Below are 21,239 nucleotides of genomic sequence, written 5' to 3' on the forward strand. Positions count from 1 at the left end.
GGAAACAGAATGGAACAGATGACTGTGAATTCATATGAGGAACTAGGGTTGACGAAACAAGACCTCGGTGCGATGTACGAGACGATGGTCCGTGCCCGTAAAATCGATGAGCGCATGTGGAAATTAAACCGTGCCGGAAAAATCCCGTTCGTCGTCTCGTGTCAAGGACAAGAGGCGGCCCAAGTCGGTGCGGCGTTCGCGCTCGAGAAAGGGACGGACTACATCCTCCCGTATTACCGGGATGTCGCCGTCGTCTTACACTTCGGACAGACGGCCCGCGACTTGATGTTGTCGGCGTTCGCCAAGGCGGAGGACCCGAACTCGGGCGGTCGTCAAATGCCGGGCCATTTCGGTTCGAAACAGCACCGCATCGTGACGGGCTCGTCTCCGGTGACGACGCAAGTGCCGCATGCGGTCGGTGTGGCACTCGCCGCCAAACTGAAAAAAGAAGAGCTCGTCACGTTCGTCTCGTTCGGTGAAGGCTCGTCGAACCAAGGGGACTTCCACGAAGGCGCGAACTTCGCGGGTGTCCATAAATTGCCGGTGATCTTGTTCTGTGAGAACAACAAATATGCCATCTCGGTACCGCTCTCGAAGCAGCTCGCCTGTGAGCGCGTGTCGGACCGGGCCAAAGGTTACGGCATGCCTGGCGTCACGGTCGATGGGACAGATCCGATCGCCGTCTATGTCGTCGTGAAAGAAGCCCGTGCCCGCGCCCTTCGCGGTGAAGGCCCGACACTCATCGAAGCCGAGGTCGAACGTCTCGTACCGCATTCGTCGGATGACGATGACAAAGCGTACCGCTCGGTCGAAGAGTTGGCTAACCTGAAGAATCGCGACGGGAATCAATTGTTCCGGAAGCGTTTGATCGAGGACGGCGTCATGACCGAGGAAGAACTCGCAGAGATCGAGGCGAACGTCGATCGTGAAGTCAATGAGGCGACTGCTTACGCCGACAAGGCACCATATGCGTCTCCTGAATCGACGATGGACCATGTGTACGAGGGGGAAATGTGATGAAAACGTTTATTGAAGCGATCAATGAAGCGATCCATGAAGAGATGGAACGCGATGAGAACGTCTTCGTGCTCGGGGAAGATGTCGGTGTCCGTGGCGGTGTGTTCCGCGCGACGCAAGGCTTGATTGAGAAGTATGGTGAGGACCGCGTCATCGATGCGCCGCTCGCCGAGAGTGCGATCGCAGGTGTCGGGATCGGGGCGGCCATGTACGGCATGCGTCCGATCGCCGAAATGCAATTCGCCGACTTCATCATGCCGGCGGTCAACCAAATCGTCTCCGAAGCGGCAAAAATCCGCTACCGTTCAAATAACGATTGGACGTGCCCGATGGTCATCCGTGCACCGTTCGGCGGTGGGATTCATGGCGCGCTCTATCATTCTCAATCGGTCGAGGCGATGTTCAATTCGACACCTGGCCTCAAGGTCGTCATCCCGTCCGACCCGGTCGATGCGAAAGGATTGCTCAAGTCAGCCATCCGCTCGAACGACCCGGTCCTCTTCTTCGAACATAAACGGGCGTACCGCCTCTTGAAAGCCGACATTCCGACTGACGACTATACGGTCGAAATCGGCAAGGCCGCCGTCAAACGGGAAGGTGACGACATCACGATTATCACGTACGGTCTGTGCGTCCATATGGCCCAGGAAGCGGCGAAGACGCTCGAAGGCGAAGGCATCAGTACGCACATCCTCGATTTGCGCACGATCTATCCGCTCGACCAAGAGGGGATCGTCGAAGCCGTCAAGAAGACCGGGAAAGTGCTCCTCGTCACCGAGGACAATAAAGAAGGTAGCATCATCGGGGAAGTCGCGGCCATCATCGCGGAGAAAGCGCTGTTCGAACTCGACGCGCCAATCGAGCGTCTGGCGGGACCGGACGTGCCGTCGATGCCGTATGCACCACCGATGGAGAAATTTTTCATCGTATCCCCTGAAAAAATCGCGGAGCGGGCACGTCAGCTCGCCGCCTTTTAAGGAGGGGTCGTATGGAACAGACAATTAAAATGCCACAGCTCGGAGAAAGTGTCACTGAGGGGACGATCACAACGTTTCTCGTCAAACCAGGTGACCGCGTCGAGGAGTATGAGCCGCTCGCCGAGGTCATGACCGATAAAGTAACCGCTGAGATTCCGGCGACGAGCGCCGGTGTCGTGAAACAGATTTTAATCAGTGAAGGCGATACGGTCGCCGTCGGCACACCGGTCCTCGTCATGGAAGTCGAAGGTGCCGAGTCTGCGCCGGCGAAAGCAGAAGTGGAAGTAGAACCGGCACAAGTCGAAGCGGACCCGGTCGAGACGAAGCAAGCGGTCACTGCCGCATCGGCTGCACCGCGGAAACAGAATAACGGACGGTTCTCACCGGCCGTCATCCGACTCGCCAACGAGAATGCAATCGATTTGAACGAGCTCGACGGCAGCGGCCTCGGCGGTCGCATCACGCGCAAAGACGTCCTTCGCTATTTGTCGGAAGGCCGTCCGGTCAAACCGGAAGCGGCGACGCAAGCTCCGGTTCAAGAGACGATGACACAAACGAAGCTCGACGTGCCTGAGACGGTCGCGGCACCGGCTGTAACGCAGCCTGCCCCGGCAGCCAGCTCGTCGTCGGACCGAGTCGAACTCATTCCGACGGCCGGTGTCCGTCAAGCGATCGCGAACAACATGGTACGCTCGAAACATGAGGCCCCGCATGCGTGGCTCATGATCGAGGTCGATGTGACGAACCTCGTCGCAGCCCGGGCTAAGTTGAAAGACGAGTTCTTCAAACGGGAAGGTGTCAAGCTGACGTTCATGCCGTTCTTCATGAAGGCGGCCATCGAGGCGCTGAAAAAACATCCGATGATGAACTCCGAATGGGCAGGCGATCACATCAAAGTCCATCAAGACATCCATCTATCGGTCGCCGTCGCGGCGAACGATGCCCTCTACGTCCCGGTCATCAAGCATGCGGACGAGAAGAACATCAAAGGTCTCGCTGTCGCCCTTCAAGACGTCGCGGCCCGTGCCCGCGCCAATCGCTTGAAAGCGGACGAGATGCGGGGCGGCACGTTCACGATCAACAACACGGGTGCGTTCGGTTCAATCCAATCGGCCCCGATTCTGAATTACCCGCAAGCGGCGATTTTGTCGGTCGAGTCGATCGTGAAGCGCCCGGTATGGGTGAACGGGATGTTCGCGGCGCGCGATATGGTCAACTTGTGCATGTCGGTCGACCACCGCGTCCTCGACGGTCTCGTCGCCGGTCAGTTCTTGCAGGCAATCAAACAGTCGCTTGAATCGATCAATCCCGACACGTATACGCTCTATTGATTCACGTCCTGCCTTCAGTCGAAGGCAGGATTTTTCATATAAAAAAGCCACGGATCCGTTTCCGTGGCGGTAGAAGTCAAATGGAGCGTTCGATTAACGTTTCGAGGTCACGCCGGATGCGCTCGGGCGAGGCGAGCTCGGCGTTCGTGTAGCTGAGGCGGTGTGTCGACTCGTCGGTCCCCGTCAAATCGGCGAACAGGCTGCCGAGGTTATGGACGCTCTTGTCGACTTGAATCAATAAATCTAGCGACGACTCCGTTTGCAGCATGACGACTTCGAGCTCATCAAGTTTGCGTCCGTAGCTCGTCCCGTTCGGTGAATATTCGAGTTCTTGGGCAATCGGGAGGCGACCGGAACGATGGCGGGCCGGAAGCATCTCAGTATCGGCCTTCTTCAAGCGGAAGCCGATGTCGTCGAGCACGTCGAGGACGACCTGCTGGGCCTGGTTCGGTTTGACGAGAATCGAGTCCTCGTCTTTCGGGTCGACGGCCTGGGCGATGTCGAGGCCGGTCTCGATCCATGATTTGGACTGGCTGACCGAGATCGGTGTGTTGTACGGGACCTCGATCGTGAACGGGATCTCTTTCACTTCCTCAGGACCGATCATGAACGGCGCCTCATTCAACAAGATCTTCTCGATCGTGAACGTCGAATACGTCGTCTTGTCGTTCACCTCATGTTTATAGAGCGTGTTGAAGAAGATGTAAATCCGGTCGACCGATTGTTCGGTGCTGCCGCCTTTAATATGGACGACACCGTCGAGCGTCCCGCCAGGCACACAGGCGCTCTCGGTGAGTCGCGTGTCCACTGTCGCGGCGCCGATTCCAATCGATGATAATAACTTTTTGAACATACAATGATCCTCCTTTGACGTTTGCACGTGTTCGTGTAATAGTATGTACGAATACACGTGAACAAAAGTTTCGAAACTATTGAAAAAAGGATGAACGCAGTGGAATATACAGAGTTAAAACAGCGGCTCGCTGATGTGATTCACCAAAACGAGCTCGTGACGGCGACAATCAGCCAACCCCGCCTCAAGTCGAACGATTTGCGCCGGATCAAACTTAAACCGGTCTTATTGAAAGGCGAGTACCATATACAGTTCGAATACCAATTTGAACGGGTGATGAAACATAAAAATCTCACGTCGGACGAGGCGGTCATCGAACTCGAGGAACTGCTCGAGACGTTTCGCCAAGGACAGTTTCAACTGAAGGCATCCGAGCTCCATTTCCAACTGTCTAAAAAGTTTAAAGTGACGTTCAAAGAACGCGAGACGGCCGTCAAACAAGTGCAGCTGAGCCATAACCGCGAGAAGCAGTACGTGTTGCCGCTCGATGAACCGGTACCGTTCCTCATCCGTCTCGGTGTCCAGTCCGAGGACGGAAAAGTGAAACGTCAAAAATACGATAAGTTCAAACAAATCAACCGTTTCCTCGAATTTATCGAGGACTCGATTAAACACTTGCCGACCGACCGGACCGTCCGGATTCTTGACTTCGGATCTGGAAAGTCGTATTTAACGTTCGCCCTCTACCACTTCCTGCATGAGATGAAAGGGTACGACGTTCATATCACCGGGCTTGATTTGAAGAAAGAAGTCATCGAGGAGTGTGCGGGGATCGCCCGTGACCTCGGCTATGAACGTCTCGAGTTCCTCGTCGGCGACATCAACGAGTTCGAAGGCGAGACGGCGGTCGATATGGTCGTCACGCTCCATGCGTGTGACGTCGCGACAGACATGGCGCTCGCCCGGGCCGTGCGTTGGGGTGCGAAAGTCATCTTGAGCGTGCCGTGCTGTCAAAAAGAATTGAACCGTCAACTTGAGGCACCGAGCCTTGACGTCATGTTGCAACATGGACTCATCAAAGAGCGGTTCGCCGCGCTCGCCACTGATTCGATTCGGGCCGAATTGCTCGGTCTCGTCGGCTATGAAGCCCAACTGCTCGAGTTCATCGACATGGAGCACACACCGAAAAACATTCTCATCCGGGCCTATTTGACGAACCGGGAAGCGACCGATGAAGCACGGGCCCGCTATGTGGCGTTCAAGACGTTATTGAACGCGACACCGTTCCTAGAAGGGCAATTGAGCGATAGACTTGTCCTAACCGATCCACAAGACGTAAAATGAGAAAGAATAGACGCAAGTCGAAAGGGGAAACAATATGGATTTTCAATTATATTTTCAAGATGTAGTCGAACAAGCTCGCAATGAGGTACGCTCTGCAGGGTACACGGAACTTACGACACCGGAAGAAGTCGACGCGGCGTTAACGAAAGAAGGCAAGACGCTCGTCCTCGTCAACTCGGTCTGTGGCTGTGCCGGTGGCATCGCCCGTCCGGCAGCGGCATACGTGAACAAGATGGAAGGCGTCAAGCCGGATCAGTTCGTCACCGTGTTCGCAGGTCAAGATCGTGAAGCGACGGACCGGGCCCGTGAATACTTCGAAGGCTACGCCCCGTCGTCACCATCGATCGCGTTGTTAGAAGACGGCAATATCGTCACGATGGTCGAGCGGAGCACGATTGAATCATCGACGGCCGAAGAGCTCGTCGAGCAGTTACAGACGTTGTTCGATATTTATTACGCCTAAGAAGTGAGCGCAGAGGCATTGCCTTTGCGCTTTTGCTTAAGAAGGGAACGATGAGATGGAACCAGTCGTCAAAATCATGAGCGAGGCCGAATATACGATCGCCTTGTCGCGTGGTGAGATCAATGAACCGACCCTCCAGACGGAAGGGTATATTCGTTGTTGCACCCCGCAACAGATCGGTAAATTCGTGCGTCGGCATTATCATGGGGAGCGAGTCGTACTCGTCTCGTTCCATGTCGGACGTCTCGGCAGCCTGCTCCACTACGAGTTTGACGAGGACGGGGAACGCTATCCCCACGTGTATAGCGCCATCCCGATCGCGTCGGTCAAACGGGTGCAGCCCTACGGCTCTCGCGACAACGGTACGGTCACTTATTTTGCTTACGAGCGAATGTGACCGTATTTTTTTTTAGATTTTATGCATGAATATACTTTACAAGTAATAATTATGTGTATATAGTGGTTGAAGAACAAGTCGGACATATGATGAGTTAGAGAACAGTTGAGCAACATTCACATATATGTCATAATTTTGTTAAAGTTCTGAAAATTTCATCCTATATGAAGAAAGGGACGATGAACATGAAAAAAGGTTTTCTAGCATTATGTATCGCGAGTCTGGCCGCTTTCACGGTAGCTTGCGGGTCGGACGTGAATGAAGGGGGCAGCACGTCGACCGATGAGGAGGATAAAGTCATCGTCATGGGGACGAGTGCTGACTATTTCCCATATGAGTTCGTCGATACGGCGAACGGCGATGAGATTGTCGGCTTCGACATCGATATCGCCAAGCAAGTGGCCGAGAACATGGGCTATGAATTGAAAATTGAAGACATGGACTTTGGTAGCCTGCTTGGGGCGCTCAATGCCGGCCGTGTCGACTTCGTCATGGCGGGTATGACGCCGACAGAAGAACGAAAAGAGAACGCCGATTTCTCGGATATCTATTTCACGGCAAAAAACTTGATCCTGTCAAAAGGGGATGCCATCCAGTCGCTTGAAGACTTGGACGGCAAGCAAGTCGGGGTCCAACTCGGTTCGATTCAAGAAGGGATTGCCAAAGAGCAAATCCCGGGCGCTGAAATCGTCGCCTTGAACAAGATCCCAGAGATCATCCAGGAAATCAAGACGGGGCGCATCGATGCGATGGTCATCGAGGATACGGTCGCGAAGAAATATCTTGACCAAGACAGCGAACTTTCAACGTTTGAAATCGTCGACGAGGAAGAGGCCGGTTCTGCCGCTGCCTTCCGCAAGGACGATGAGCTCCGCGATCAATTCAATGAAGAGTTGAACAAGATGATTGATTCAGGAGAAATCGAGAAGTTGGCACAAAAATGGTTCGAACAAGAAGCAGCACCAGCTGAATAAAGATTGAAGAAGGCTGACTGAAAATATCAGTCAGCCTTTTTTTAGGAGGAACTCACAATGGATTTTAGTCGGATTTATGATTCTATCCCGTATATTCTCGAAGGGATCCCGGTCATGTTCCAAGTCGTGCTCGTCTCGGCCTTGCTCGGGATCACGCTCGGGGTCGTCGTCGCCACATTCAAAATCGTCCCGAACCGGCTCGTCAATTTTATCGGACACGCCTATACGGCCGTATTCCGCGGAACACCGCTCATCTTGCAACTCGCGATCATCCACTTCGGTTTGCCGCAGTTGACCGGTTACATCACGACGCCGTATCAGTCGGCCGTCATCGCCTTCTCGCTCAACTCGGCAGCCTATATCTCGGAAATCATCCGGGCCGGGATTCAAGCGGTCGATAAAGGGCAGTGGGAAGCATCGGACGCGCTCGGCGTCCCGTACGTCAAACAATTACGGTCGATCATCTTGCCGCAGGCGTTTAAAAACATCTTGCCGGCCCTCGTCAATGAGATGATCACGCTCACGAAAGAATCGGCGCTCGTCTCGACGGTCGGCGTGCTCGACATCATGCGCCGGGCGCAAATCGTCGGTGGGCAAAAGGCGATCTACTTTGAACCGCTCCTGTTTGCCGGTGTGATATACTTTACAATAGTGATGGTGTTGACGTATCTTGGTCAACGTCTAGAAAAACGGCTTAGAAAGAGTGATGGCAGATGATACAAGTAAATGATTTATACAAACAATTTGGCGACCTCGAGGTCCTCAAAGGCATTACGACATCGATTGAGAAAGGGGAAGTCGTCGCCGTCATCGGTCCCTCAGGTTCCGGGAAATCGACGTTCCTCCGTTGCTTGAACATGCTCGAGGTGCCGACAAGCGGGACGGTCAGCGTCGACGGCTATGAGTTGACGAAGAAAGGCGCCAACGTCTCGAAAGCACGGCAAAATATCGGGATGGTGTTCCAACAGTTCAATTTGTTCCCGCATATGAACGTGCTCGACAACTTGACGTACGCGCCGATCAATGTGTTGAAAGTGAGCAAGGCCGAAGCGGTCGAACGGGCGAAGAAACTGCTAGAGCGCGTCGGATTGTCTGAGAAGATTGACGCGTACCCGAGCCAACTGTCGGGCGGACAAAAGCAACGTGTCGCCATCGCCCGGGCGCTCGCCATGGAGCCGAACGTCATGTTGTTCGATGAGCCGACATCGGCGCTCGACCCAGAGATGGTCAACGAAGTGCTCGACGTCATGAAAGGACTCGCCGATTCAGGGATGACGATGGTCGTCGTCACGCACGAGATGGGCTTTGCCCGCGAAGTGGCGGATCGCGTCCTCTTCCTCGACGAAGGTATCTTGATGGAGGAAGGCAAACCGGCCGACCTGCTCCTCAATCCGCAGACCGACCGCGCGAAACGATTCTTAGAGAAAGTCTTGTAACTGAAACGTTCCATCTGATATCAGAAAGGGAGGATTTCGATGAAGATCACATACTATGGCCATGCGACTGTACACCTCGATCTCGACGGGACGTCTGTCTTAATCGATCCGTTTTTGACGAGCAATCCGCATACGGACGTCGACCCGGCGACCGTCAAGGCAGATTATCTGTTGCTCACCCACGCTCATTTTGACCATATCGAAGACGTGGAGCTGATTGCGAAACAGACGGGTGCGACGATTGTCGCGACGCACGAACTGGCGACATATTATGAGAAGAAAGGTTATTCGGTCCACGGTATGAACATCGGAGGCGGTCATCCGTTTCCGTTCGGTCGCGTCACGATGACGCAGGCGTTCCATAGCTCGAGCCTTGACATGGGTGATGTGCCCGTCTATATGGGCATGCCGGGAGGCTTTATCATCGAAGCGGATGCACTCACGTTGTACCACGCCGGAGACACGGCGTTGTTCTCCGATATGAAACTGTACGGGGAACGCTTCGATATCGACGTCGCCTTCCTCCCGATTGGAGACAACTTCACGATGGGACCGGTCGATGCGCTCGATGCCGCACACTGGCTTCAAGCGAAACGGGTCGTCCCGATCCACTTCGACACGTTCCCACCGATCAAACAAGACGCTCGGGCGTTCTGCGATCAATTGCACCAACGTGGTCTCTTGATCGAGCCGAACACGACGATCGAGATTTGATGACGCATCCAGCGGTACTCGAGACCGAACGGTACGTGGCGACGCTACATGCCGGAGACCATACCGGTCATGACATGGCCCACCTTGAACGGGTACGCCGCTTGGCGATTCATCTCGCGGAAGGGGAAGCGGTCGACGGTCTCGTCTTGACGCTCGCGGCGCTCTTGCACGACGTCGAGGATGAGAAGCTCGGTCGCGAGGCAGGGCTCGTCGCGCGTCACCTGGACACGTTAGCGCTCGATCCGGATCGACGGGAGCACGTCCTGACGATCATCGGCGAGACATCATTCTCGAAGCAAACAGATCCGTCGACACGGGAGAGTGCCATCCTGCAAGATGCGGACCGGCTCGACGCGATCGGGGCGATCGGCATCGCTCGGACGTTCCAATTTGCGGGTTCGCGAGGCAGTTCCCTCTATGGAGAGCATGATCCAACGAGCGCGGTCGCTCATTTCGACGCCAAACTGTTTCGGCTCGCGAATCAGATGCATACGGAACGGGCACGCCAAATCGCCCGGGAACGCCACGCCTTTATGGTCACATTTTTGGACCGATTCGAAGCGGAATGGACGGGGCAAGACATATGAAACGGCCGAGGAATCCCTCGGCCGTTTTTTGTTAGAACGGATGTTTATTGAGCCAATGGCCACCGTCGAGCGAGATACATTCTCCGTTCAAGTAGCGCATCTCGTCCGATGCCATCCAAAAGGCGAGGTCGGCAATCTCTTCCGGTGTCCCGAACCGTCCGAGCGGCACGTTGCGACGGATCCGTTCGACCTCTTTGACGTGGACGGCGAGTTTGTCGGCACCACCGGTCCGCTCGATCGGGCCAGGGCTGATCGCGTTGACGCGCGCCCCGAACTGATACCCCCATTCGACGGCGAGCGTTCGCGTCAAATTGAGTACGCCGGCTTTGGCGGCCGCGCTCGGTGCGACACCGGCGCCCGCTTGCCAGGCGTAGGAGGCGACCATATTGATGATGGAGCCGTCCCGCAACTGCTCCCGTTCCCAATGCTTGCCGAGGACGTGCGTGCAATTGAACGTCCCGTTCAAGACGATATCGATGACGCTCGTCCAACCGTTCGGCGTCAAGTCGAGCGTCGGACAGACGAAGTTGCCGGCCGCATTGTTGACGAGCGCATGCACCGGACCTAACCGTTCGCTGATTTGGTCGAGTGCTTGCGTGCACGCCTCATAGTCACGTACATCGTGTTGAACGGCGATGGCTGCTCCGGCCCCGATAGCCTCGAGCTCACCCATCGCTTCTTGTAACCGCTCCTCGTTCCGGCCGCTGATGGCGACGTTCCATCCCTCCGTCTTGAATTTTAAGGCCATCGCTTTGCCCATCCCCGATGAGCCGCCTGTGATCCAAATCGTTTTCATACAAATCCCCCTTTAAAATGAATGGTCGTTCATTTAGGTATTCGCTGACCTGCATCGGGATTCCTGCAAAAAAATGACGGCCGCGGGGGCCGTCATTTGAGCTGTTCTAAATAAGTCAATCCAAGTTCGCGGTCGATGCGATACATCGTCCCGGCGACTTTCTCGCCCCAATATGGGTCCGAGGCGTAAAAGACGTTGACACCTTCTTGTTTATTGCCAGGAAACGGACCACGGTCGTAATCGCCGGTCACGTATTTTTCAGCGAATAGTCGAGCGGCCGCATCGATGCTCGCCTCGACGGATCGATAAGAGGCCGCATTACCGCTCGGGTCGTTGTCGGTCGCTTGGAAGCCGAACAAGTTATTCTTTTCCCTGGCGATGGCAGACGTTCCGAACCCCGATTCGTGCCCGGCGACGGCCATGAGGAACAAGGCGTTGATGCCAAATTCGGCCTCGGCGTCCTTGAAGGCATCGCCTTTCCCGGCGAGCGGGCTGTCATCGAGTGAGCCGAGGAATGCGTCGAGCTCGCGAGCCGAATACGGTGCCTTCGAAGCGATTGAAGCGAATTGATACGGCGAATCGAACACATCGCGCACATTCTCCGTATATATTCGGTCTGACGACTCGTCCGGTGCCGGTCCGACGAGAAACGTCCCGGCCAAATTTCCATTCGCCTCGACGGTATGGAACACTTGGCCGTCCCGCATCTGGTAGAAGCCTCGACGCTCAACGACGGCGTCTGGGTAAAGCGTCATGTCGGCGGGCTTCACGTAGACATCGGCCCCGGAGATAGTCACCAACAAATGCTTGTCGCCCGTCTGCATGAGTCGGAGACGGGTTCCACCGGCGACATAGGACTGTCGTTTCTTAAACTCGGCGTCCTGGTATAGGTTGGTGATTCGGTCGGTCGGGGTGACCGCGATTCCAGTACCCGTGAAATCGATGACGTCCCCTGACGCATCGAGTAGGGCGCGGTTGCCCCCGCGTGCCATGTAGGCGCGTGCCTCATCGAGCGACTCAAACGCCCGGGTCGAAACGTCCCCCTCCTCATAGGTCTGAACGGTATACGACCCGCTCGGACGATCTTGGAGCCAAAGGAAGCCGACGATGGCGAGGGCGAGGATGAGCAGCGTGGGAACCACGCCGCGTTTCTTTCTTTTCAATACGATCACTTCCAAACATATGGATTGCCAAACGGAAGAAACTAGTGAACAATTTTGTGAGAGAGGAGGAGATAATATGAAAATCGGATCACGTACGCTCAAGACGGCGGCAGCAGCCGGGATTGCCATGCTCATCTCGGAGACGATCCATCTCGATTACTACGTCTTCGCAGCCATCATCGCTATCCTCAGTATTCAGGAGACGCGGAAAAAGTCGTTTCGGGCCTCCTATGAACGGGTCATGGCCAGCTTGATCGCCATCGGCATGGGTGCGTTGATGTTCACCTTGCTCGGCTATTCGCCAGCGACGCTCACACTTTATTTTGTCATGTTCATCCCGCTCGTTCAACAGCTCAAACTGCAAGACGGCATGATCACGAGTGTCGTCATCTTGACCCATCTGTATACGGAAGGACGGTTCTCGCTCGATTTGTTCGTGAACGAACTGTTACTGATCGCCATCGGGGTCGGGGTCGGGCTCATCGTCAATATGTATATGCCGACGCTCGATAAAGAGATCGAACGCATCAAGGACAATATCGATCGGGCCCTCGCCGTCCATTTTTATGATGTGGCCGCCTGTGTCGAGACGGGCGTCTATAACGACCATTCGATGATGCTCTTGAAGACACGGGATTATTTGAAGCAAGGGAAAGATCTTGCGCTTCGCCGGATGGGAAATTCGATCGGCAAGCGGAACGAGGACATGGATTATTTGTACTTCCGGATGCGGGAGCGGCAATATGATATCTTGAAACGCATCGCCGAGAACTCGCGGGAGATCACGCTCGTCGTCAATGAGGCCAAACCGGTCGCGACGTTCCTTCGACTCGTCGGTGACAACGTCAACCAGCAAGCCGACGCCTCGACGTACCTGCGGGAGCTCGAGGAGACGATCGAGCACTATCGAAAAAACGTACCCCTCCCCACGTCACGTGAGGAATTTGAGGTACGTTCATCGCTGCTCAATATCTTGTCTGATGTGAAGAGCTACTTGATTTTGAAAGAGCGCTATATTCTGTTGTTACAGGAACATGGCCATCCCCGACAAAAACGTGCTCAATAAAAAGATGGACACGATGACGACGACTCCGATTTGAATGATGCGTTGCCGCTTTTTCTGTTTATTACTCATGACGTTCCTCCAAATGTGTTTGTCCTCATTGTACAGAATGGAAAAGGTTCGTGCAAATGGCACGAGTTTGTTATAATAACCTAGAAATGTTTGGATGGAGGGATGTTTTCATGGTAAACGAGAAACGAGTGCTTGACACATTTTTACAACTGGTCGGGATCGACTCAGAGACGAAAGAAGAAGCAGTCATCTGTGAGCATTTGAAGGCGGTCTTCACAGAGCTCGGATGTGACGTCTATGAGGACGACGCATCGACGAAAACGGCTCATTCAGGTAACAACCTCATCATCACGCTACCGGCGACGAAACAAGGCGTCGATCCGATTTATTTCACGGCGCACATGGACACGGTCACCCCAGGTAAGGGCATCAAGACGAGCATTCAAGACGGCTACGTCGTGACGGACGGGACGACCATCCTCGGCGCTGATGATAAAACCGGTTTGACGGCGATGATCGAGCTTGTCCGTGTCTTGACGGAACAAGCGATCCCGCACGGACAAATCCAGTTCGTCATCACGGTCGGGGAAGAATCAGGTCTCGTCGGGGCGAAAGTGCTCGATTTGTCGAAAATCGATGCGAAGTTCGGTTTCGCGCTCGACTCGGACGGCCCGGTCGGCGACATCATCGTCGCAGCCCCGACCCAGGCGAAAGTGAACGCTAGAATTTACGGTAAGACGGCGCACGCCGGTGTCGCTCCTGAGAAAGGGGTTTCGGCGATTCAAATCGCGGCGAAGGCGATCGCGAAGATGCAGCTCGGCCGAATCGATGACGAGACGACGGCGAACATCGGACGGTTCGAAGGCGGTCGTGCCACGAACATCGTCTGTGATTACGTCGAGGTGCTCGCCGAAGCGCGGTCGCTCATCCACGAAAAAATGGAAGCCCAAGCCGAGTCGATGAAACAAGCGTATATCGAGGCGGCAGCCACACACGGTGGCCGAGCTGAGGTCGACATCGACATCATGTACCCAGGCTTCAAGTTCGAGGAAGGGGACGAAGTCGTCGAGGTCGCGAAAGCGGCGGCAGCGGCGATCGGACGCCCGACACGCATCTTACATTCTGGCGGCGGTTCAGACGCGAACGTCATCGCTGGCGGCGGAATTCCGACCGTCAACCTCGCTGTCGGTTATGAAGAGATTCATACGACGAACGAGCGCATGCCACTCGTCGAGCTATACAAGTTGGTTGAATATGTCGTTCAAATTGTCGAGCACGTCGCGACACCGAAAACGAAATGAAAAAGAGCCGACGTGATGTCGGCTCTTCCTATGTGTTCGAGTGATTATGCGGCGAACTCCAACGATTCCAAAACGAGTTCGTCTGAACAGTGAAGTTCCATCGCTATGTCGTGAATGTGGATTGAGGTGCCTGATTCTTGTTGGTGTTTGCGATTCATTGAAGTCGCCCGTTCCCGGATCTGTTGATAGATCGAGTCGGAATGTTCAACTTTCTTCATCACGGATCACATCCTTTATCAACGATTGCCTACAGTATAGCATGGAATGGACGACAAGAAAGGACATTATCATTTATGAAGTTACAATTTTTAGGAACTGGCTCTGGTATGCCCTCGAAACAACGGAACGTCTCCGGGTTGGCAGTCACGCTTGCGAAACAGACGTGGCTCATCGATTGTGGCGAGGCGACGCAGCACCAGATGCTGCATACGAAAGTAAAACCGCGCAAAGTCTCCGCCGTTTGGGTGACACACCTTCACGGCGATCACGTCTTCGGTCTGCCCGGGTTCTTGTCGACGCGTTCAGCGCTCGACGGGTCGAGCCCGCTCACGCTTTACGGACCGAAAGGCATCAAGAAATGGCTCGAGTTGACGATGAAAGTGACGGGTTCTTATCTCGGCTATGACTTGACGATTGTCGAGTACGAGGACGGCGATACGTTCGAACAGGACGGTCACCTCGTCATCGTCAAACGACTCGACCATCGCTTCCCGTCGTACGGATTCCGTATTGAAGCGCCGGAACGACCGGGCGCATTGCTCGTCGACAAAGTGAAGGCGCTCGGCATCCCGAGCGGACCGATTTATCGGACGATCAAGCAGTCTGACACGTTCGAGTTTGAAGGGAAAACCTACGCCTCTAAAGAATACGTCACTGACGCGGTCCCAGGACCGGTCGTGGCGATTCTAGGGGATACGGTCCCATGTCCAAACGCCGCTGTCCTTGCTGAAGGAGTCGATGTGCTCGTCCACGAAGCGACGTTCATGCACGGAGAGGCAAAGCTGGCCCGTCAATACGGTCACTCGACGACGGTCGAGGCGGCGACGCTCGCGAAGACGGTTCAAGCTGGACGCTTGATCGTCACCCATATCTCGGCCCGCTATCAAGGGCGGGAAGATGAATTTTTAGACGAAGTCCGGTCCGTGTTCCAAAATAGCTTAGTCGCCAATGACTTCTTCGAGTATACAGTGGGGGATTAACGTGACAGTACAACTATATGTATGGCTTGGTTTTTTTGTCATCAGTACGTTGCTAGGTTTACGCTTGAATCAACTGAAAGAACCTGAACCGAACTTTTTCTTTAAATTTTTATTTTTCTCTTTGCTCGGGATCGTCTCGTTTCCGATTGGCGGGTTCCATATCCCGATTGGTTTTCTCATGTCATTCTTATTTTTTCCGAAGCGGAACAGTCGCTACAAATGGTACGGCGCGCTCGTCGGTTTCTTTTTCTTCATCGTGCTCTTATTCGTCCCGTTGTTTGATCAATCTGAGTTTCGGGCCGAGTCGCAACAAATCGGGGCGGTGTCGATTCAAGACGATACATTTGACCGGATGACGGACAATATCTTGCGCCGCATCAATAGCGATTCGATTAAGCTCGACCGGAGCAAGATGGTGTTCACCGAGGACGGTGACCTCCGCTCGCTCGAGTATCTGCTCATGGTCGAGCGCTCGAACTCGTTTCAACAGATTCGAATCAACTATAATGAGTCCGGCGAGTTGTCGTATCGTCAAGTCGACGAACTGAACTCGGATTCCGGAAGTGCGTTTTTCGAGAAGCTCGTCGACTTTGAACATATGCTCGATGCCGTGCGCGACACCCCTTGGTCTGAATTCGCGGACCGAGTCGATGCACCGCTTCTCCAGTTCTCATTTGACGGGCTGTACGACATGTATACGTTCGAGAACGAGTCGATGCTCATGATCAATCGTGACCGCCGACTCGTCAAATTCTGGTTGCAACGGGAACCCGTGCTTGCGAACAGTATCCAATTGTCGGGGCTTACCCGAGAAGGCCGAACGACTGGTGAAAAATATACGATCCTATACAATTATTCTATCCATCAACGAGAGGATTTGACCGATCAATGAAAAAACTGCTCCTGATGAGTTTACTCGTCCCACTGTTGACCGCTTGCGGCGGGGAAGAACCGTCGAACGAAAATGCGACCTGTGACGTCGAACCAACGATTTCCGTTTATGACGCTTCGACCGAAGAGACGTTGTTCCATGAGAAGAGCGTTTGTTTAGAGGACGGGGCGACGGTGCTAGATGCGCTCGAAGCGACCGAACTCGACATCGAATCGGTCGGCAGCGGGGAGATGACCTATGTGACGGCGATCGACGGCATCCAAGAGAAGTCGGCTGGTCAATCGTCGGGCTGGGTCTACGCCTTTAACGGTAGTCCGGGTGATGAAGGCGCCGGAGCCAAACAAGTCGAATCGACCGATATCATTCAATGGCGTTTTGAAGAAGATGCGATTTCTTTCTTCGAATGAGGCGGATTGGGAGCGTAGACATCCGGTCACGCTCCTTTTCTTCTTAATTGCCCATCTGTATATCCTGACCTACGTAAATGACTCAGTTTGGCTCCTTGTCGGTCTGTTCGGTTTGTTATTGATTGAGCGACGATTTCCACTGACGATGCTCGGTGTGTTGGTCGCGTTCGTGTTGATTTCGTTTGCTCCAATCATCTTCGGCTGGAACGTTTCTCTCGCGGGCGTCACGAATCAATTGATTCCGTTATCGACGTTCTTGTTCGGCATGATTTGGGTGAACCGATTCATGCGACTCGAACGGTTACTTCCGTTCTTGAACAGATGGCCGCGTTCGACACGGCTGCTCTATGGGGGCTGGGCGCTCGTGCCGTCGATGGAGCGAGCGGTGCGACTATCTATCGCGAGCCATCCGAGGCGCGAGTGGCAAGAGGCGATCGTTGTCGGGATTGACAGCCAACGCTTTGAACCGGTGTATGTGACGAATCGAATGCGACGCTTTGAACGGCATGACACGGTCCAATGCCTTGTCTTGCTCGGTTTCGCGGCGGCCGCTTCTTTAGGAACTCCGGTCGTTTGGTTGCTGTATCCATATTTGACGAAGGGAGGGGTGCGCGATGCGCTGGTTATCCTTGACAGACGGTCATGAAGTATTAGATGACTGGGTTCGGACAGAACAGGCTAAAATCGTCCATCTTGATACGCCGCTCGCAGGCAAGGTCGCCTCGCTCATTTCAGAAGGCGACGCCCTCCGAGGAGCGGAGTTGGCCGCCCTTCTCCAAATCGATCATCTGTTCCATAAAAGGTTCGATGAATGTTCGAGCGGGGAACGACAACTCGTCCGGATTGCTTATGCGCTCAGCAAGTCGACGGAGGCGCTCGTCTTGATTGAACCGTTTCGACACCTTGATCGATTTCGGAGTGAGCACTTATCGATGCTGCTTCGAAGATTGACAAACCTCGGTGTTCGAATCGCCTATACGGATCGAGCAAGAGAACGTGGCGTCGCTGACAGGTTCCTCGTCGCCAAAACGATTACCTCACCGCACCTCGACGTGAACGATGTGTCATATCGGCACCCGCTACAAGCGTCTTACGCGGTCGAACATGTATCTTACGAAACGAGAGGGCCTGGTTTGACCGTCTGTATCGGCACGAACGGCAGCGGCAAGTCGACGTTGCTCGAGCTGATTGCGAAAAGCGTGCGTCCCTTGTATGGGAAAGTCAAATGGTCAGAGCGCCCGGTCTATTTACCGGCTGATCAAGAGTATGGGCCGTTCCCACATGCCACGAATCGTCGCTTCGCTCAACTGCAAGCCGTGTTCGCTTCCGAAGCCTCGCTCTTATTGCTTGATGAACCTACCGTCGGGCTGACGGAACTGGAACGGCGCGATTTTGAGCGGGCGCTAAGCGAGAAGGCCGAGACGGCGCACATCATATGCGCCACCCATGACGAGCAGTTGATCAAGACGGCGGACCGGATCATCTGTCTGTCGAACGGGGCGCTCGTCTTTGATGGCGACCGCAGTGAGTATATGAAACGGAGTGCGCTATGGTCACATATGTCATCATCCTCTTGATTGCGGCGGGGGTCATGTCGAGGTTCGAACGGATTGACGTCCCGATTGCCGTCTTGACACAAATTCTCGCCCTCGCGGTCATCGGGCGCTGGCTGTTCGTGGCCATCCCGAACGTACAACCGTCGACGGCGCTGCTCATGCTGACGGCCCTTTATTTTGGATTTACGAGTGCGGCGATGCTTGCTCTGTTCGTCCCGATCTTATCGGGGCTGTTGCTCGGCATCGGCCCGTTCGTCCTCTTTCAATTTTTAGGGTGGCTTTTCGTCGTCGCTGTCGTCACGGTCCTGAAGCCGTTACTAAGTCGCTCCCGATGGTTTCTTGCCGCCGTCGGTCTCGGAGCCGGCTATTTGTTCGGGTGGACGGCCAACCTGTCCTTCGCCGAAGTGATTGGGGTCGATTTCTTCAAATTGCTCGTGCTCAGTTTGCCGTTCGATACGGCCCATGGCATCGGGAATGTCGTCTTTCTCGTCTTATTGCACGATCTCTTCGTCCGCATATTTGTACGAGAAGACGGGTAACTAGTAGGTATCACACCGAGTGAGGTGACGCGTGCATGAACGGATACGTCAATCTAGTTGAAATTGGCTGGTTCCTTTTCATCGGTCTATTGTTTATGGGACTCAATTTATTGTTGATGTCCCGTCGTCTCATTCGAACGCGCTACGGGATGCTGAGCATTCTCGGCGCGAGTGTATGGCCTGCGCTTATGATCGTCCTGTCCGTCCAAGGGGGACGCGTCCTTGACGGGCTGACCGAACGAGCGGTCACGCTCGAGAGCGTATTGGCCTGGTCGGTCGTCGTCGCGACGGCTCTGATGGTGTGCATCCCGGGTGTTTCGCTGATTCGACGGATGGTGCAGTTGGCTCGGCATTGAAATTTCATGACACGTATAAGGAGGAGGTCCCGCATCGGGAACCTCCTCCTTTTTTGTTGAATACGATTGTCAGGCTGTCGGCACGTCTTCCGTTCCGGCATCCGACGGTTTTTGGAACCGGCGCAAAATCTCCAGGCTGACCGCCCGCGGCATGAGTTTGGTCGCGGCGACGAGCAATTGGTTCGAGACGCCGGGAACGATCACGCGCTTGTTGTTCATGACACCCTTATAGCCGAAGAAGGCGACGAGGTGGGAAGGCATTTTCGACACCATCATCTCACTGCCGGCCCGGTTGAAGAAACCGGTATCGGTCGGTCCGGGGCACAGGACGCTCACGTTCACGCCTGTCCCTTTCACTTCGGTATGGAGTGCCTCGGTGAGGGATAACACGTACGCTTTCGTCGCGTAATAGACAGCCATGTATGGACCGGGCTGGAAAGCGGCGACCGAGGCGACGTTCAAGACATAGCCATGATTTCGCTCGACCATGCCGGGTAAGTAGGCTTTCGTCAGTTCCGTCAAGGCGTTGACGTTCAAGCGGACCTCTTCAGCCTCGGTCTCGGCGTCGAGGTCGATGAACTCACCGGCCGTCCCAAAACCGGCGTTGTTGATTAAAAAGTCGACTGTTAGTCCCGCGTCGCTAATCGCGCTCGTCAACCGTTTTGCGGCCTGGTGTTCAGACAAGTCGAGGGCGAACACGTGTACATCGACGCGATACCGCTTCTCGAGTACTTTTTTCAATTCGTGCAGACGGGGCTCATTGCGAGACACGAGGATACAGTCAAACCCGTCCCGGGCCGCCAAGACGGCAAGGTCGAGGCCAATTCCGGTCGAGGCTCCAGTAATTAAGGCGGTTTTTGTCAAAATCGTCCACTCCTTCGATGTAAAAAGTCATACATTGTTACTGATTTCTTCACGAGTTGTTAAATTCCTGCCCGGCCACCACATCAAAACGTGTGCTAGAGTATAGCGAGAATATGTGATTAGGCTCACAAAGTGAGGAGAAGAAACCAGATGATGATTCAGCTAGTGACTACGGCACAAAGCGTCGAGCAAGCAGAGGCGCTAATCATGGCGGGCTCCGACCGCATCTATATCGGAGATTCAAAATACGGGTTACGCCACAAAGGTGACTGGTCGCTCCCGGCTGTGCGAGAAGTCACAGCCGTCGCCCACCGATACGGCAAAGAAGTGACGGTCGCCGTCAATAATTTGATGCATAACGAGCAAATCGAGACGCTCCCTGAGTATTTGCAGGAACTCAAGGCGATCGGGGTCGACAGTGTGACGGCCGGTGACCCGGGCGCTATCCGCATAATCCGTAATGCCAATATCCCCTATTGGTATGATGCTCAAACGCTCGTCACGTCGGCGCGACACATTCAGTTTTGGGGTAAACGTGACGCCATCGGCGCGGTTGCGGCCCGTGAAGTGACGCTCACCGAACTCGGGATGATCCAACAACAGATTGGGTTGCCGGTCGAGGTGCAAGTGTATGGCCCGACGTGCATCCATCATTCGAAACGTCCGCTCTTGACGAACTACTTCAATGAGATTGGCCGGTCGAACACGTTGGCAGAAGCACGTGAGTATTATATGAGCGAACCTTCGGATGCGGACAGTCGCTATCCAGTCTATCAAGACGACAACGGCACGCACGTCTTCTCTGAAGATTTGACGCTCATGGGTCAACTGCCCGCGCTCTTGAAGGGCGGGTTACACACGTGGAAACTCGAAGGGTGGCATGCGGGAGATGCGTTCGTCGACATCGTCCGCCTGTTCGACAAGGCCAGGTCAGATCTATTGAACGGGCGGTTCGACCGCCACGTCATGGAGCGGCGCCTCGCCGAACTCCAACCTGAACAATTCCGGCTCGGAACCGGATTGTTGTTACGAAATCCAGAAGAGATCAAGTGAGGGAA

26 protein-coding genes are annotated in these 21,239 nt (G+C 54.5%); 21 read left to right on the top strand and 5 right to left on the bottom strand.

All coding sequences use genetic code 11. The features are described 5' to 3' along the window. Positions 1 to 18 precede the first annotated feature (18 nt). From NMQ00_RS06655 to NMQ00_RS06665, 3 genes are read left to right on the top strand one after another with little or no spacing between them, the layout of a single operon-like run. Positions 19 to 1,017 carry a thiamine pyrophosphate-dependent dehydrogenase E1 component subunit alpha gene (locus tag NMQ00_RS06655; RefSeq protein ID WP_255178689.1) on the top strand — a complete coding sequence of 333 codons (999 nt, stop codon included), beginning with the start codon at positions 19 to 21 and terminating at the stop codon, positions 1,015 to 1,017. After that, positions 1,017 to 1,994, top strand: coding sequence for an alpha-ketoacid dehydrogenase subunit beta (locus NMQ00_RS06660; RefSeq protein WP_255178445.1), 978 nt, complete (start codon positions 1,017 to 1,019; stop codon positions 1,992 to 1,994). Before NMQ00_RS06655 ends, NMQ00_RS06660 begins: the two co-directional genes overlap by 1 nt. A gap of 11 nt (positions 1,995 to 2,005) precedes the next feature. Then, positions 2,006 to 3,325 carry a dihydrolipoamide acetyltransferase family protein gene (locus NMQ00_RS06665; RefSeq protein ID WP_255178446.1) on the top strand — a complete coding sequence of 440 codons (1,320 nt, stop codon included), beginning with the start codon at positions 2,006 to 2,008 and terminating at the stop codon, positions 3,323 to 3,325. 76 nt (positions 3,326 to 3,401) lie between these two features. Here the strand turns inward: NMQ00_RS06665 and NMQ00_RS06670 are convergent, their stop codons facing one another. Next, complete coding sequence (locus tag NMQ00_RS06670) at positions 3,402 to 4,178, bottom strand: sporulation protein (RefSeq protein WP_255178447.1); 777 nt, start codon at positions 4,176 to 4,178, stop codon at positions 3,402 to 3,404. 99 nt (positions 4,179 to 4,277) lie between these two features. Between NMQ00_RS06670 and NMQ00_RS06675 the strand changes: the two genes are divergently transcribed. The 8 genes from NMQ00_RS06675 to NMQ00_RS06710 all read left to right on the top strand — a co-directional run bounded on the left by NMQ00_RS06675 (position 4,278) and on the right by NMQ00_RS06710 (position 10,033). Beyond that, positions 4,278 to 5,462, top strand: a complete 1,185-nt coding sequence (locus NMQ00_RS06675; RefSeq protein WP_255178448.1) for a class I SAM-dependent methyltransferase — start codon at positions 4,278 to 4,280, stop codon at positions 5,460 to 5,462. Between the two features lie 34 nt (positions 5,463 to 5,496). Beyond that, on the top strand, positions 5,497 to 5,925 hold the full coding sequence (locus NMQ00_RS06680; RefSeq protein ID WP_021067682.1) for a BrxA/BrxB family bacilliredoxin: 429 nt from the start codon (positions 5,497 to 5,499) through the stop codon (positions 5,923 to 5,925). Positions 5,926 to 5,980: 55 nt separating this feature from the next. Further along, positions 5,981 to 6,322 (top strand): DUF952 domain-containing protein, encoded by a 342-nt coding sequence (locus NMQ00_RS06685; protein ID WP_021067681.1) that lies wholly within the window; start codon positions 5,981 to 5,983, stop codon positions 6,320 to 6,322. A gap of 185 nt (positions 6,323 to 6,507) precedes the next feature. Beyond that, positions 6,508 to 7,296, top strand: a complete 789-nt coding sequence (locus NMQ00_RS06690; protein WP_255178449.1) for a transporter substrate-binding domain-containing protein — start codon at positions 6,508 to 6,510, stop codon at positions 7,294 to 7,296. A 57-nt stretch (positions 7,297 to 7,353) separates the two neighbouring features. Continuing rightward, the gene (locus NMQ00_RS06695) at positions 7,354 to 8,013 is read left to right on the top strand and encodes an amino acid ABC transporter permease (protein ID WP_034777942.1); all 660 of its coding nucleotides are present in this window, start codon (positions 7,354 to 7,356) and stop codon (positions 8,011 to 8,013) included. Next, the gene (locus NMQ00_RS06700) at positions 8,010 to 8,732 is read left to right on the top strand and encodes an amino acid ABC transporter ATP-binding protein (RefSeq protein ID WP_255178450.1); all 723 of its coding nucleotides are present in this window, start codon (positions 8,010 to 8,012) and stop codon (positions 8,730 to 8,732) included. The genes NMQ00_RS06695 and NMQ00_RS06700 overlap by 4 nt, the downstream gene beginning before the upstream one ends. Positions 8,733 to 8,771: 39 nt before the next feature. Next, a complete protein-coding gene (locus NMQ00_RS06705) occupies positions 8,772 to 9,446 on the top strand; it encodes a metal-dependent hydrolase (RefSeq protein WP_255178451.1) in 675 nt (224 codons plus the stop codon). Next, a complete protein-coding gene (locus NMQ00_RS06710) occupies positions 9,446 to 10,033 on the top strand; it encodes an HD domain-containing protein (protein WP_255178452.1) in 588 nt (195 codons plus the stop codon). The genes NMQ00_RS06705 and NMQ00_RS06710 overlap by 1 nt, the downstream gene beginning before the upstream one ends. Positions 10,034 to 10,064: 31 nt before the next feature. On the opposite strand, the gene fadH is transcribed toward NMQ00_RS06710, so the two are convergent. Continuing rightward, complete coding sequence (gene fadH, locus NMQ00_RS06715) at positions 10,065 to 10,829, bottom strand: 2,4-dienoyl-CoA reductase (protein ID WP_255178453.1); 765 nt, start codon at positions 10,827 to 10,829, stop codon at positions 10,065 to 10,067. 92 nt (positions 10,830 to 10,921) lie between these two features. After that, entirely contained in the window at positions 10,922 to 11,971 is a 1,050-nt protein-coding gene (locus NMQ00_RS06720) for an N-acetylglucosaminidase (protein WP_255178454.1), read from the bottom strand. Positions 11,972 to 12,068: 97 nt separating this feature from the next. On the opposite strand from NMQ00_RS06720, the gene NMQ00_RS06725 reads away from it, so the two are divergent. Continuing rightward, positions 12,069 to 13,058, top strand: a complete 990-nt coding sequence (locus tag NMQ00_RS06725) for an aromatic acid exporter family protein (RefSeq protein WP_255178455.1) — start codon at positions 12,069 to 12,071, stop codon at positions 13,056 to 13,058. Between the two features lie 179 nt (positions 13,059 to 13,237). Beyond that, positions 13,238 to 14,368, top strand: coding sequence for a M20/M25/M40 family metallo-hydrolase (locus NMQ00_RS06730; RefSeq protein WP_255178456.1), 1,131 nt, complete (start codon positions 13,238 to 13,240; stop codon positions 14,366 to 14,368). Positions 14,369 to 14,412: 44 nt separating this feature from the next. Here NMQ00_RS06730 and NMQ00_RS06735 read toward each other — a convergent pair whose 3' ends face one another. Further along, complete coding sequence (locus tag NMQ00_RS06735; protein WP_255178457.1) at positions 14,413 to 14,586, bottom strand: hypothetical protein; 174 nt, start codon at positions 14,584 to 14,586, stop codon at positions 14,413 to 14,415. 75 nt (positions 14,587 to 14,661) lie between these two features. Between NMQ00_RS06735 and rnz the strand changes: the two genes are divergently transcribed. Genes rnz through NMQ00_RS06770 form a run of 7 tightly spaced genes read left to right on the top strand, consistent with a single transcriptional unit; the run spans position 14,662 to position 19,317 of the window. Continuing rightward, positions 14,662 to 15,567, top strand: a complete 906-nt coding sequence (gene rnz / locus NMQ00_RS06740; RefSeq protein WP_255178458.1) for a ribonuclease Z — start codon at positions 14,662 to 14,664, stop codon at positions 15,565 to 15,567. 1 nt (position 15,568) lies between these two features. Then, a complete protein-coding gene (locus NMQ00_RS06745; RefSeq protein WP_255178459.1) occupies positions 15,569 to 16,459 on the top strand; it encodes a hypothetical protein in 891 nt (296 codons plus the stop codon). A 14-nt stretch (positions 16,460 to 16,473) separates the two neighbouring features. Then, positions 16,474 to 16,866, top strand: coding sequence for a DUF4430 domain-containing protein (locus NMQ00_RS06750; protein ID WP_255178460.1), 393 nt, complete (start codon positions 16,474 to 16,476; stop codon positions 16,864 to 16,866). Then, positions 16,844 to 17,512 (top strand): hypothetical protein, encoded by a 669-nt coding sequence (locus tag NMQ00_RS06755; protein WP_255178461.1) that lies wholly within the window; start codon positions 16,844 to 16,846, stop codon positions 17,510 to 17,512. The genes NMQ00_RS06750 and NMQ00_RS06755 overlap by 23 nt, the downstream gene beginning before the upstream one ends. After that, positions 17,481 to 18,443 carry an ATP-binding cassette domain-containing protein gene (locus tag NMQ00_RS06760; RefSeq protein ID WP_255178462.1) on the top strand — a complete coding sequence of 321 codons (963 nt, stop codon included), beginning with the start codon at positions 17,481 to 17,483 and terminating at the stop codon, positions 18,441 to 18,443. Before NMQ00_RS06755 ends, NMQ00_RS06760 begins: the two co-directional genes overlap by 32 nt. Further along, on the top strand, positions 18,416 to 18,961 hold the full coding sequence (locus NMQ00_RS06765; RefSeq protein WP_255178463.1) for a hypothetical protein: 546 nt from the start codon (positions 18,416 to 18,418) through the stop codon (positions 18,959 to 18,961). The genes NMQ00_RS06760 and NMQ00_RS06765 overlap by 28 nt, the downstream gene beginning before the upstream one ends. Positions 18,962 to 18,996: 35 nt before the next feature. Then, a complete protein-coding gene (locus NMQ00_RS06770) occupies positions 18,997 to 19,317 on the top strand; it encodes a hypothetical protein (RefSeq protein ID WP_255178464.1) in 321 nt (106 codons plus the stop codon). Positions 19,318 to 19,386: 69 nt separating this feature from the next. Here NMQ00_RS06770 and NMQ00_RS06775 read toward each other — a convergent pair whose 3' ends face one another. Continuing rightward, complete coding sequence (locus tag NMQ00_RS06775) at positions 19,387 to 20,181, bottom strand: SDR family NAD(P)-dependent oxidoreductase (RefSeq protein ID WP_255178465.1); 795 nt, start codon at positions 20,179 to 20,181, stop codon at positions 19,387 to 19,389. Positions 20,182 to 20,331: 150 nt separating this feature from the next. Between NMQ00_RS06775 and NMQ00_RS06780 the strand changes: the two genes are divergently transcribed. Continuing rightward, positions 20,332 to 21,234: a peptidase U32 family protein gene (locus NMQ00_RS06780; protein ID WP_255178466.1), complete on the top strand. Its 903-nt coding sequence runs from the start codon at positions 20,332 to 20,334 to the stop codon at positions 21,232 to 21,234. The last annotated feature ends 5 nt before the right edge of the window (positions 21,235 to 21,239 follow it).

Origin of the sequence: Exiguobacterium aurantiacum (assembly GCF_024362205.1) — a bacterium.
GTDB classification, from domain to species: domain Bacteria; phylum Bacillota; class Bacilli; order Exiguobacteriales; family Exiguobacteriaceae; genus Exiguobacterium; species Exiguobacterium aurantiacum_B.